The following is a 12,483-nucleotide window of genomic DNA, read 5'->3' as shown; positions in this document are numbered from 1 at the left end:
AAAAACGAAAATTGAACTCCGACTCTTACTTTTTCATAAACTGAAGAGCGTTCATTGCCTTGCCCGACAAACTCATTTTAGACATGGTCTTGAGCATTTTTCTCATTTCTTCAAATTGCTTCATAAACTGACTGACTTCTACCACATCATTTCCGCTTCCCGCTGCAATTCTTCGACGACGACTTGGGTCTATCAGGTCGGGATTGCTTCTTTCTTCGGGAGTCATGGATAAAATGATGGCTTCGAACCGTTTAAACTGAGAATCGTCAATATCCACATCTTTGAGAGCTTTCCCCAATCCGGGTATCATAGAAGCCAAGTCTTTGATATTGCCCATTTTGCGAATTTGGTTCAATTGTGACAGGAAGTCGTTGAAATCAAATTTGTTTTTGCTGATTTTCTTTCTAAGCTCCTCTGCTTGTTTGGCATCAAATTGTTCCTGTGCTTTTTCTACAAACGATACAATATCGCCCATGCCCAAAATTCTTTGAGCCATACGGTCAGGATAAAACAAGTCAATGGTATCCATTTTCTCGCCAAAGCTGACAAACTTGATAGGTTTATTGACCGTGTATTTGATAGACAAAGCAGCTCCTCCTCTTGTATCACCGTCTAATTTGGTAAGAACTACTCCGTCAAAATCTAATTTTTCGTTAAACACATGAGCGGTGTTAACCGCATCCTGACCGGTCATAGAATCGACTACAAACAAGGTTTCATCAGGATTGGTGCTTTGTTTTACTGCGCTAATCTCGTTCATCATTTGTTCGTCAACAGCCAAACGTCCGGCGGTGTCTATAATTACCAAATCAAATTTGTTGTCTTTGGCATGTTGAATTGCGTTTTTAGCAATGGCAACCGGATTTTTACTGCCTTCTTCAAAATAGACAGGTATCTCTATCTGACTACCCAGGATTTTTAATTGCTCCACAGCAGCCGGACGGTAAACGTCTCCGGCAACGAGCAAGGGGCGTTTTTTTCGTTTGGTTTTTAAAAAATTAGCCAGTTTTGCCGAAAAAGTCGTTTTTCCCGAACCTTGTAAGCCTGCAATCAAAATCACTGAGGGGTTACCTGTCAGTTTTACATCGCTGACGGTTCCACCCATCAACAAGGCTAACTCATCCTGCATGATTTTGACCAATAACTGTCCGGGCGATACCGCCGTCAGTACATTTTGTCCGATTGCTTTGTTTTTAACTGTATCTGTAAACTCTTTCGCAATTTTATAATTGACATCCGCATCAACCAAAGCCCGGCGGATTTCTTTCATCGTCGAAGCTACGTTGAGTTCATTGATGCTGCCGTGCCCTTTTAAGGTTTTAAACGCTCTGTCTAATTTTTCCTGCAAATTTTCAAACATATCTTTAGATCGTTTTTGTCATTTAATATCAATTCCGCTTTACTGCTTTCAAAACTTTTTCGTCTGCAAATGAAGGTTACTTATTGTAACCCCAAACACAAACCGGATTATAGTTGTAAAACGGCTGCAAAGTTAGCGATTCCGGTTAATATTCGGGTGATTTTAGACTTTGTAAAAATTATTGCGCTGGGTAGTCATGTGATTCGTCCCTAACAAATTTCTTAAAAGTTTGCTTGCTCCCTCTAAATCCAAAAATTCCGGATGTTTGTCGAACCCATATTTCAGGTAGTTTTCTTTCTTAAATGCCGATTTTTGGAGCATGTTTTTGTCCTCAGAGCCTAAATCAAACAATTTTTTTCCGGTTGTCGGTGGTACTTCTAAAAGCCAGACTAAGTAATCGTCTAAAACTCTTAAAATATAATCCCAATTATCATAAATACTTTGAACCAACCCAAGGTCTTGATGGGCATCTTCAAAAATACAGATTTGCATGATTTTTTCGGTAAGATCCGGTTGTTGATCTTTGACCGTGATGGATGAAAACAATTGGGCAAACTTGCCCTTAAATGCAAGTTGATTTACCGGTGAGCCTATAATCAAATAATGATAAGTTTCCGGATATAGTGAACGCATGACTTCCGTCAGTAATACTGTAAAAGTAGCGGTCAGTTTTACAAGATTGCCATCTTCCGGAATTTCGACCGATAAAATCATCGCCCTGCCTAATTTGTATTGCCTTACAGGAACCTCGTTGTTTACAATGGCCGTATAGGTATGTGCATCCTGCATTAAACTGATGTCGGTGTTAAAAGTCAGATAGCCGTTTGTTTTAACGTCAAAAGCACCTTCGCAAAGTTCGAGGGTAATTTTTTTGAGCAGAATTTTTCTTTGTGAATCATTCAAAGGCTCATCCAAACGGTAAAGGGTAACTTCCAAATCAGGATGGTAAGCTAAAACCGGTACCGGAGCTTTTGAATTGACAAGCATTTTATAGTTTAACCGGTCATAACCCTTGACCATACAAGATTTTCCGTCAAAGGAATGAATTTGAGAGGGCAGGTAATTTTGAAACAACAAGTCAAATGAAATAACATGTACTGTTTCAACTCCCTGTACAATTTCAATTTTCTTTAAAAAAAACAGATTGAGATCCTCTTTGATTCTGGGCAGCAGTTTATATAAATTAACCTGTTTGAACGAATCGGTTTCCCGGTCGTGTTCGTAAATAGATCGAATAGTCAGGTAATTGGAGGCTACAATATCAATATCAAATGCCAGACGAATTAAGGTTTGCAACTCCTGTTTTACAAATATTGCATTGGGGTTAATCCAAACAATCGCCTGAAGGATTTGGCTTTCAGACAGTTCATCAACAACTAATCTTTCCAGCAAAGTTCTGGCAACTTCAAACCTGCTGGTCATCCTTTTGGAAGAAAGCGCATAGAGGGGAGTACGCCAGAAATATTCGATATGCTGAACAAAAAATTCTCTCAATAAATAAGGAGGGGAAGCAATGTGCAAAAACAGATTTTCTTTTGCGTAAACCTGCCATTTTCTCAAAGCAGTAACTAAATTAAATTCTGCATCTCTGACTAATAAAAATGTATTAGTTCCGACAGCCATTAAGTTTCCTACCGCACTGCATTGTATCACATTGGTTCCCTTGGTTTGCAACGTTCGGGGAGCCACAATTGAGGGTATCAGGCTTCCCACATTGTTGTCGGTTTCTTCAATGTATTCGTAATACGGCAATTTTTCGTGGTTGGCAAATCGGATGTCTGAAATTTGTTCTCTCCTGGCAATCAAAGCAAGTACTGCTTCTGCTCCTAAAAATCTTTCGATATGTCCGGTCAATAATTTATGTTGAAACCAACTGTTCCCTTCTAACTTCCAGAATAAAACAAAAGCAGATTCAGACATGCTATGGCGCATTCTCACCTCTCTCAGATTTCTTTTAACTTCCAGATTGTGCATCACTGATGCCTGTAATGCTTCCCTGTAATCGGCTAAAACGATGCTTTGAATTTTGTCGAATTTGTTTTTCAGGATATTGAGAAGGATATTATTGGAAGTCAGTGCTTCAGAAAAAATTTCATCTCCATTTAAAAACAGGATAGTTTGCAGGTTTGAAAACCAACTATGTCCGATTATATTTTTTTCCAAAATATCTTCGGCAGAAGTTACAATAATACGGGAAGTAAATCCTACATCTTCAAGTCGGCTGAAAGTATGCACCCTGAAAAACTCTCGGTTGCCGGTCAGTCTGAATATCCATGAGTTAATCCAGTCAACGATTTGCTGATGGTATTTTGAGTTGGGATAACATCGTTTAGAAGTGATTACCAGAATATTTTCTCCATCCATCAGACGGCGTAAAAAAACCGAAAACAAGAGAGGGGCAACTTCGTCCAAAACCACATCATCTATCAACATATCGTTTTTGTTGACCAGATTTTGCAGAATATCATAATCGTCCAAAGTTAAATTGTACCCAATATTCATCAGACTTGTTGCCTCAATAATGTCCACTGTAGTCGGGGCAGGTACTTTTTCTTTTGGAGGGGCAAACGACCAGGAAAGCAGTTTTTTGTCTTCCCAAATCTTTTGATATTCAAACCAAAGTTGAAGATAATCATTGGGAATTGTCGTTTTTTCAGGCAACTGAGCCGGAGGTTCGGGTTGTTCTTCAATCCGGGGATGTGATAAATACCAATGCATTTCTAAAATAAGAAACAACGCAAACAAACAAAGAGCCGGAAGATTAATCAAATGGATATCAAATCTGTCAGACAATATTTTGAGGGCAAACAAAATTAAAAACATCCCCAATACAATCCAGGCAAGATACTTTGCATACAGTCCGGTAAACACCCATTCTTTTCGAATCACTATTCCTCCTTTATCATCGGTTTTATAGGCTATCGAAAACTTTGGCAAAACAGGAATCTGACCTGCGGTTTTCTTTTTCGAAAAAATCCGGCTTCCTTCGTTTGCAATCAGTTTCACGATACCAAATATGCCAATCAGCAAAAGAGAGTACATGATTTCTGTATATCCCTGGAATATAGGTAAAAAATCACCCTGTCTGATTAAATAATCCACATCAATATAATATTCGTAGATTGCCAACAATACCATTAAAAGACCAATAAAAGGAATCCAATATTGCTTCCATCGTTGGCCGTAAGGCTGGTTTCCGATGGCCAAAAGCAGATAAACGCCTAAAAGGGTAACTCCTATGTAAAGTAATATTTCCATGAAATCGTATAGGTGTGGAACTAAAAAATAAAGAGCAGGATTTTTTTAAAGTTTTAATCTTTGTAGTTGAGCAATGAACCGGTTTTACTATTTGTGGAAAAGAGTATCTTTTGTATAAATTAAATCCTGACTAAAAGAAACCATGCTGATTAAACGCGCACATTTTGAGGTAATCACGTAAGTAGTGTTTTCAACCGAACCCACTCTGAACTCCTCCCTTTGTCCGGTAAAAATATAAGATACCGGCATATATGCCAAGTTTGCCGATGGTGGAAGGTTTATATCAGGTTCAGTCATTTTCTGATTATACTCTGAGGTAATGTTGTTGGTGTTTTTTCCAAAAGCATTGAGTATTTTGCTCGCTATATTTTTATGATTTTGCAAATTTCTACGATGAAAATCGTAAAGAATGTTGATTTGTTGCTGTTCTAACTGAGCTTTACAAGCACGATCATAATTTCCTCTGACCACATTCAGATTACACAGCGATTTCAGATAGACTTTCTGACGGTCAAATTCATTGTTTATATTTGTGCGCCTTTCCTGTGCGCCATCAAATGTATATTGTAAAATACGCCGGATGTCTTTTCTGTGTTTTCTGCCGGCCAACCAAATCGCCAAAAAAACAGGTGCCAACATAAAGCCTAATACCAAAGCATAATAGGCCAGTTTAATCCCAAGTGGTTCGAACCGAATATAGACATTGGTAAAGGTAACCCCTAATATGATGATGCTGACAATTACAATCCATGTCAGTTCAACCATGCTCGGACGACTAAACAATAAAGGTTTTAACTTCCCTTCCTGTTGTTGGCTGAAATCATCCCAATCGTCGTGATAGGCTTTTGATAAAAAATTTTGTTTGGCTTCTTCTTGCAAAGTTTGTCGCTGACGTTCCAAATCCTCCACCAAATTATTGATCTGATCAACCGGTTTTTCTAAAGCATCTGATTCTGACTTAAATCCTGCATTGATGCAATTCTGAATCTTTCGCTTGGCCTGAATGCTGTAATCTTCCAACTGTTTTTTTAACTCTTTATTCCACTCATTCCATTTTAATACATCTCCATTTGTTCTTAAAAACTCTACCTGCAATATTTGAGACTGAACTTTTTCCAACACTTCTGTGCATCCGCAGTTATTGTTCTGAAAAAGTTTAATTTTAATGGGAGGGGGAACACTGTAACGATTGTTTAATTTAACCTCCAAATCATATAGCTGTACCCAATAATCTCCTATCAGCTTTATCAGTTCCGGTTCATTCAGGCTTAAGGTAACCGTATAGTTTTTGCCGGATAAACTGACAATGATGTCTTCCTGCTCTGCAATCAGGGTAAGCAGGAAAGACAGTTTGAGCAGGCTTTTTTGAAAAAACACATCGGGATTCATAAAAAAAGGCAAGCGCATCAATCTGAACAGGTCGTTTTTCAAAGCAAAAATTCCAAATTGCTCACTAAAGCAAATTTTTAATGCTCCCGAAGGTAAAAAATTGGCATATCGGGTAGGATCGTTTTTGGTGGTTTCCAATCTTTTAAAAAACTCGTTCTTTATCTCCTTCAAAACTTGCTCATCAATATATGCAATCTGTTGATTGGCATTAAAATCCTTTTTCTGAAGTTTGGATGGCTGTAACATTTCTTCTACTTTTTGAATAATGTTATTGACCACTTGCATTACATCTTGTTGCGTGTTTTGAGGAAGTCCTGAAAATCCGTTGTTAATGACAATGCTATTGTCTAAATTAATACGCCGCCAGATTGAATCCAATTCCATCATTTCTGCATCAGTTGTAATGAAATTTGCAGAAGACCGGATATAACCAAAAGCATCCAACTCCCAACATTCTTTATAAGACTTGCTTGCTCCAATCGAAGGAATCGCCTCGTCTTCATTGACCTGGTCAAGGGCAATTATGCGGGTTTGTGCCGGACGATTGGGAAACTGCCCTGCTTCTAAAAACAATTTTCTGATCAGCAACATTTGTGCAGAAATGCTGTCTCGGTACGGCGATTGTTGTCGGGCATCAATATTGATTAGAAAAACAACCTGCCATTTGACAAACCCGCGTCTTTCCAAAGTTTTTCGCACTTCCATAACCGATTGCTCCAGGCGTTGGGATACAGAGGCGGTGGTTGGAAAAATCAACTGTATTTTTTCCTCATTTATCAAAGAATATAAAAAAGGTTCGGCATGTGCCATGCCCGGAATACCGGGATGTAGATTGACGACAAAAGTTATCATGTTGCTGAGATAAATAGGGTGTAGATGGTCAGGTTTAGGTTAAAACACAAGATTAAACGATATAATCAAATCTTAAACGCTCCGGAAGGTTCAATTACAGATTTACATGATAAAAAGTAATAGATGAAAATCAAAAGTGGTGAAATAATTTAGATTTAACCTTTCGGGCAATAACCTGTATTGAATCAAACCTAATTGGCAAAGATAGGTTGTATCGTTCAAATTTTTACTTATAAACAGATTATATAAACAAGTGGAGCGAAAATGTATTAAATCTATAAAAAAACCATGAGTTTTTTGAAACAACTGATTTTTATCCCCGGCTTTGTATCCGAAAACAAACAGAAAAAAACTAACTTCATACCTTGGTATATATATATCAACTTAAACATCACTCTATCACCGTCAAACATTGTCAGTTTGGAAACCTGTTTCAGAAAAATTAACTTTGCAGATAAGGTTACCAATTCCCTTCTCATATTGCTCTTTCATCATTGACATTATAGATGCTAATTCGAAAAATCTTACAAACCGATAAGTCCAAAACAACAGTTTTAATCCGCTTGTTAGTCGGTGCCGTTTTTCTTTCTGAAGGTATTCAGAAATTTCTATTCCCAGCCATTCGTGGGGCAGGGCGTTTTGAAAAAATTGGACTACCCTACCCTGAGTTTTTAGGCAGTTTTGTAGGATTTTTTGAAATTGTATGTGGCACTTTTATTTTAGCAGGATTTCTGACACGCCTGTCTGTTATTCCAACAATCATCATCATATTGGTGGCAATAATGACTACAAAAACCGATATTTTAGTTAATCAGGGATTTTGGGAAATGCTGCATAGCAGCCGTACAGATTGGTCTATGTTGCTTGGCAGCTTTTTTTTACTTATCAAAGGTGGAGGGAATTGGTCAGTTGACCAAAAACTAAATCAAACATTTTAGCCCATGGAAATCTTTATTGTTTCCCTGCTCGCCTTTTTATTCGCTGTACTTACCTTCTTTTCAGGTTTTGGATTGGGAACTATGTTGACTCCCATTTTTATGATTTTTTTTCCTGTTGATTTAGCGATTGCTTTAACCGGTGTTGTGCACTTTTTTAACAATATTTTCAAACTACTTTTGGTGGGTCGCAAAGCAGACAAAGAAGTTTTGTTGCGTTTTGGTGTCCCTGCTGTTTTGGCTGCCATTTTGGGTTCGTGGTTATTGCTTCAAATTCCTGATCAAAAAGCCTTATTTTCTTACCAATTGATTGGTCATTCATTCGAGGTGTATCCGGTAAAACTATTGATTTCTATCCTGATCATCATTTTTGCAAGTATGGACTTGATACCTTATTTTAGCACTCTAACCTTTGATAAAAACAAACTTCCTGTCGGAGGTATATTAAGCGGATTTTTTGGTGGGCTTTCAGGAAATCAGGGGGCTTTGCGTAGTGCTTTTTTAATAAAAGCCGGGCTTTCCAAAGAATCTTTTATCGGAACGGCAGTTGTAGTTTCAACTTTTGTTGATATTACTCGTTTGAGCGTCTATGCCACAAAATTTACCAAAGCAGGACTTGGTAACAACCTGCTCCTTGTAACTTTTGCTACTTTATCAGCCATTGCAGGTGCTTTTCTTGGAAATAAACTGTTAAAAAAAATAACCTTCCGTTTCTTACAGGTGTCCGTGTCTATTCTGTTAATTATTGTTTCCATTGCCTTGGGAGCAGGATTTATTTGATAAGCCCTTGCGTTTTTAAAAATACTCTTGGCTTTAACTTGTATTAATTCCTTTTATGTACATCCCTAAATTAAATTTGATGACAGACCACAACGAAATTGTCGCATTTATGCAACAGTTTAGTTTTGCAATCATCATAACAACCAAGAAGGATTTGCCAATTGCTACACATTTGCCTTTCATAGTTACTGAGGAAAATGGAAGCATCGTTTTGTATTCTCATTTTGCAAAAGCAAACGAGCAATGGAAAGAAATAGAAAACCAAACAGTTTTGGTAATATTTTCAGAACCTCATGCCTATATCTCACCAAAACACTACGAAAAAGAACTAAATGTTCCGACCTGGAATTACTTGTCGGTTCATGCTTATGGTCAGGCAAAATTAGTAGTTGAACCCGATGAAGCGATGAACCTGCTGAACAATACCATCAGCAATTTTGATTCATCTTATCTGGAACAATGGGAAAAACTGCCCGAAACCTATAAAACTGGAATGATGAAAGGAATAGTCGGTTTTAAAATAACTGTTACAAACCTTCAGGCAAAGAAAAAATTAAGCCAAAACAAAACTTCGGTCGAACAACAGAATATCATCAACGAACTAAAGCAAAGCAGCAATTCAAACGAGAGACAAATTGGTGTATTTATGGAAAAGGAGAAACTCAGTTAAAGATTCAAAAGTGTTTTATAGTCTTAGTTTTAACATTTAATTTTTTAAAAACTTATGAATACGATTTCAAACCCGGTTGTGTATTTTGAAATTCCGGTAACCAATGTTTTAAGGGCTATTCAATTTTACCGGGCAGTTTTTGGTTTCGAATTTTTTACCGAAAATATTGACGGAAACGAAATGGCTCATTTTCCTTTTATTGAAAACGGAACGGGAATTAGCGGTTCGCTTGCAAAAGGTGAAACTTACAAACCAACCATTAATGGCACTTTGGTCTATTTCGGCTGCAACGATATAGACCTAATTCTCAACAAAGCAGTCGAAAATGGCGGGAAAGTTCTTTACCCAAAAACCTCAGTTGGTTCCATAGGATTTGTTGCCGAATTTCAGGATTGTGAAGGGAACAGAATAGCTCTGTATTCAAAGCCCTTAACTGATGAAGTATGAACTTTATTTTTCAAACTAAGAGGTTGAGTTTACGGAAGTTTGAGTTGACAGATTCAGAGTTTATAATCGAACTTTTAAACAGCGAAGGGTGGATACGGTTTATAGGCAACAGCAATGTTAAAACTGTAGATCAAGCCCAAAACTACCTGTTAAACAGCCCTCTAAAAAGTTATACTTTGAATGGTTTCGGCCTGTGTATGGTCGAAACCATAGCCGACAAATGTCCCATCGGTATGTGTGGTCTTGTTTTCCGCGAAAATTTGGACAAACCCGATATTGGATTTGCTTTTCTGCCTGCATATCACGGTAAAGGATATGCTTACGAAATAGCAAACGCCACCTTAAAATACGCTAAGGAACATTTAGATATTCCTGAGGTTTATGGCATTACCGTAGAAGATAACCACAAATCAATATCATTACTAAACCGACTCGGTTTTAATTACCTAAAAAATATCAACTTCTCTAATGACAATACTCCTTTAATGCTATTCAGCTCTGATAGCCATAAATCCTAACTTTAACCCTCAAACTGGTTAATCCTAAAAATCAATTCCCGGTATTGTTTTTAAATTGCTCTATTGAATCAAGACCGGTTTGTGTGGCAAAAAGAGAAAGTTGTTTTGACAGTAGCGTTATATAATATAGGATTGTCGTTTCTTTATCGGGAGAATGATTAAATAATGTGGCTTCTTGAATCCAAAACCTACCTATCAAAGTAAGCAAAGACACAAGGAAAGCAATATCTTCATCAGTTGACTGAATTTGTCCTGCCTCAATCAATGTTTTAAAGATTCTTGTAAATCCTGCCACTCTATTATTATAGGTTTCTTTATAGTTAAACGAATCCGCTGATTTTAGCTCTGACTGAATGTATTGATTACCTATAAAAACTCCTCTGTATTGATATTGAGATTCAAATATACTTTTCATTAGTTGGAGAAAATGACTTAATGTGGCATCCTTCTCAAAATATTCTTCATACAACGAAGAGTTAGCATCTCTAAACTGATTTAGCAATGCAATTAAAATATCTTCTTTCTTTCCAAAATGGTAAGAAAGGTTACCGGGGCTTATATCTAAATCACGGGCTATCTCTCTGACTCCCACATTTATATATCCTTTCTCATTAAACAATAACAGGGCTTTCTGAAGAATTTGCGCTTTCGTTTTCATTTTTTGAAAAATTTAGCACAATGTACTAAAAATAATTTGCAAAATTAGTACGATGTACTATTTTTGCAAAAAACATTATGAATTACCCATTTGAATTGCCACATACCATTCGTTCTCCATTTGGTGAAGTACTGATATTTCATGCTATTGAACATGAAGAGGGTGTCCCAAAAATGATTGTGTCCAACAAATTACAACCCGGATCAGGTCCTCCATTTCATGTTCACTTCAAACAAGATGAATGTTTGACTGTAATGACCGGTTTGATGGGTTATCAGATTGAAAATCAGCAAGAGGCTTACCTTAAAGAAGGAGAAAGTGTCATGTTTCCTAAAGGAGCTATGCATAGATTTTGGAACGCCGGTGAAGTTGTTCTGGAATGTAGTGGTTATATAAAACCGGCAAACACGATTGACTATTTTCTCACCGGAATTTACCGGTCAATGGAAAAAGCAGGCAAACCTGAAGGTGACCTTTTTGACAGCGCTTTTTTAATGACCCGCTACAAAACAGAGTATGATTTAAAAGACATTCCTGTTTTTGTAAAAAAAGTAATATTTCCGGTAACTGTCTTTATAGGAAACTTGCTCGGCAAGTATAAACATTTTGAAAACGCTCCTAAACCAATTAAATAATAAACAATGAACAACACATTACAACATCGTCTTTGGATCTTCTCAATGGTCGCTGCACCTGTTCTAATCTCTATCGCTCAGTTTTTTTGGGTTAATGGATTGCTGACCATAACAGCCGGATGGATTCAAGTATTGAGCTTTACCTTTTGGATAGTCGCATTGCAGGGCATGTTCTCTTTCCTTAAAATTGAGTTGCCTAAATATGCAGTTGTTGGCTTTTTAATAGCTGTTTATGCCTGTATCGGAGGTGCCGGGTTTGGTTATGATGGAATTTACACCAACGCTTTTGGATATACTACTCAGGCAGAAATTGATGGGTTAATTGCAAAAATCGGAGCAGGCATAATTCCTGTTTTGTTCCTGCCTGGGGCTTTGTTTCCTCTAAGCCTTGCAGTTCTTGGCATTCAACTCATCAGAACCAAAAAGATTGCTCCCTGGATCGGTATATTCTTGTTTGTTGCTGCAATTGGATTTCCACTTAGCCGTATTCCCAGAATAGATATTTTGGCACATTTTGACAATTTACTGCTGATCGTTTCTCATGTTTTAGTTGCAATCAAAATAAAAACCCAATAAACTTTGGAATTAATAACTTAATCCTGTCGAAGCGATTTTTACTATGGAAAAAGTTCGAATAACTGGAGTTTGGGTATATTCGACTTAAGCATTTATGTTTTTTTTACGGAATGTTAGCGACTATTATTTCTCAATATCCAAATTGGATTCATAAACTTCCGGAATCTCTGACAACGACAAATGAGTTTTATCTTTTAAATACAATTTGGTCAATTGTTGCTTCTGTTTCTTTATTGCTTCTTATTCCGGCATTATTTACCCTTTATAAAAATCACTTCTTAAGAAATTTGAATTGGCCTGAGCAATTCAGAAAATTACCGGTTAATGATTGATAAATATTTAATCTACAAAAGTTCTTAATCAATTTTATCCGGTTTTGGTTAATTTTGCAGTTTGAAGTTCTTA

At 37.1% G+C, this 12,483-nt stretch carries 11 protein-coding genes; 7 read left to right on the top strand and 4 right to left on the bottom strand.

Annotated features, from left to right (window positions below):
* Window positions 1–25 precede the first annotated feature (25 nt).
* From ffh to IPM47_09775, 3 genes are all read right to left on the bottom strand, one after another.
* Window positions 26–1,360 (bottom strand): signal recognition particle protein, encoded by a 1,335-nt coding sequence (ffh, locus tag IPM47_09785; GenBank protein ID QQS31179.1) that lies wholly within the window; start codon window positions 1,358–1,360, stop codon window positions 26–28.
* Window positions 1,361–1,522: 162 nt separating this feature from the next.
* The gene (locus tag IPM47_09780) at window positions 1,523–4,618 is read right to left on the bottom strand and encodes a hypothetical protein (GenBank protein QQS31178.1); all 3,096 of its coding nucleotides are present in this window, start codon (window positions 4,616–4,618) and stop codon (window positions 1,523–1,525) included.
* Window positions 4,619–4,705: 87 nt separating this feature from the next.
* Window positions 4,706–6,859 carry a hypothetical protein gene (locus IPM47_09775; protein QQS31177.1) on the bottom strand — a complete coding sequence of 718 codons (2,154 nt, stop codon included), beginning with the start codon at window positions 6,857–6,859 and terminating at the stop codon, window positions 4,706–4,708.
* A 506-nt stretch (window positions 6,860–7,365) separates the two neighbouring features.
* On the opposite strand from IPM47_09775, the gene IPM47_09770 reads away from it, so the two are divergent.
* From IPM47_09770 to IPM47_09750, 5 genes are read left to right on the top strand one after another with little or no spacing between them, the layout of a single operon-like run.
* Entirely contained in the window at window positions 7,366–7,797 is a 432-nt protein-coding gene (locus tag IPM47_09770; GenBank protein QQS31176.1) for a DoxX family protein, read from the top strand.
* A 3-nt stretch (window positions 7,798–7,800) separates the two neighbouring features.
* The gene (locus IPM47_09765) at window positions 7,801–8,574 is read left to right on the top strand and encodes a sulfite exporter TauE/SafE family protein (protein ID QQS31175.1); all 774 of its coding nucleotides are present in this window, start codon (window positions 7,801–7,803) and stop codon (window positions 8,572–8,574) included.
* Between the two features lie 55 nt (window positions 8,575–8,629).
* The gene (locus IPM47_09760; protein QQS31174.1) at window positions 8,630–9,244 is read left to right on the top strand and encodes an FMN-binding negative transcriptional regulator; all 615 of its coding nucleotides are present in this window, start codon (window positions 8,630–8,632) and stop codon (window positions 9,242–9,244) included.
* A 54-nt stretch (window positions 9,245–9,298) separates the two neighbouring features.
* Window positions 9,299–9,691 carry a VOC family protein gene (locus tag IPM47_09755; protein QQS31173.1) on the top strand — a complete coding sequence of 131 codons (393 nt, stop codon included), beginning with the start codon at window positions 9,299–9,301 and terminating at the stop codon, window positions 9,689–9,691.
* The gene (locus IPM47_09750) at window positions 9,688–10,209 is read left to right on the top strand and encodes a GNAT family N-acetyltransferase (GenBank protein QQS31172.1); all 522 of its coding nucleotides are present in this window, start codon (window positions 9,688–9,690) and stop codon (window positions 10,207–10,209) included. Before IPM47_09755 ends, IPM47_09750 begins: the two co-directional genes overlap by 4 nt.
* A gap of 31 nt (window positions 10,210–10,240) precedes the next feature.
* Here the strand turns inward: IPM47_09750 and IPM47_09745 are convergent, their stop codons facing one another.
* A complete protein-coding gene (locus tag IPM47_09745) occupies window positions 10,241–10,867 on the bottom strand; it encodes a TetR/AcrR family transcriptional regulator (protein ID QQS31171.1) in 627 nt (208 codons plus the stop codon).
* Window positions 10,868–10,944: 77 nt separating this feature from the next.
* On the opposite strand from IPM47_09745, the gene IPM47_09740 reads away from it, so the two are divergent.
* On the top strand, window positions 10,945–11,502 hold the full coding sequence (locus IPM47_09740) for a cupin domain-containing protein (protein QQS31170.1): 558 nt from the start codon (window positions 10,945–10,947) through the stop codon (window positions 11,500–11,502).
* Window positions 11,503–11,508: 6 nt separating this feature from the next.
* On the top strand, window positions 11,509–12,078 hold the full coding sequence (locus IPM47_09735; protein ID QQS31169.1) for a hypothetical protein: 570 nt from the start codon (window positions 11,509–11,511) through the stop codon (window positions 12,076–12,078).
* Window positions 12,079–12,483: the final 405 nt, after the last annotated feature.

Source organism: Sphingobacteriales bacterium, from assembly GCA_016700115.1.
In the GTDB taxonomy this organism is placed as follows: Bacteria; Bacteroidota; Bacteroidia; order Chitinophagales; family UBA2359; genus UBA2359.
Note: the sequence above shows the minus strand (reverse complement) of the source record. Positions and strands in the feature narration are given on the sequence as shown.

Excerpts from the sequence above, each read along its gene's own strand:
- IPM47_09765 (QQS31175.1), top strand. The coding sequence starts at position 7,801 with ATGGAAATCTTTATTGTTTCCCTGCTCGCCTTTTTATTCGCTGTACTT.
- IPM47_09745 (QQS31171.1), bottom strand. The coding sequence starts at position 10,867 with ATGAAAACGAAAGCGCAAATTCTTCAGAAAGCCCTGTTATTGTTTAAT.
- IPM47_09755 (QQS31173.1), top strand. The coding sequence starts at position 9,299 with ATGAATACGATTTCAAACCCGGTTGTGTATTTTGAAATTCCGGTAACC.
- IPM47_09780 (QQS31178.1), bottom strand. The coding sequence starts at position 4,618 with ATGGAAATATTACTTTACATAGGAGTTACCCTTTTAGGCGTTTATCTG.
- IPM47_09775 (QQS31177.1), bottom strand. The coding sequence starts at position 6,859 with ATGATAACTTTTGTCGTCAATCTACATCCCGGTATTCCGGGCATGGCA.
- IPM47_09740 (QQS31170.1), top strand. The coding sequence starts at position 10,945 with ATGAATTACCCATTTGAATTGCCACATACCATTCGTTCTCCATTTGGT.
- IPM47_09750 (QQS31172.1), top strand. The coding sequence starts at position 9,688 with ATGAACTTTATTTTTCAAACTAAGAGGTTGAGTTTACGGAAGTTTGAG.
- IPM47_09735 (QQS31169.1), top strand. The coding sequence starts at position 11,509 with ATGAACAACACATTACAACATCGTCTTTGGATCTTCTCAATGGTCGCT.
- IPM47_09770 (QQS31176.1), top strand. The coding sequence starts at position 7,366 with ATGCTAATTCGAAAAATCTTACAAACCGATAAGTCCAAAACAACAGTT.
- IPM47_09760 (QQS31174.1), top strand. The coding sequence starts at position 8,630 with ATGTACATCCCTAAATTAAATTTGATGACAGACCACAACGAAATTGTC.
- ffh (QQS31179.1), bottom strand. The coding sequence starts at position 1,360 with ATGTTTGAAAATTTGCAGGAAAAATTAGACAGAGCGTTTAAAACCTTA.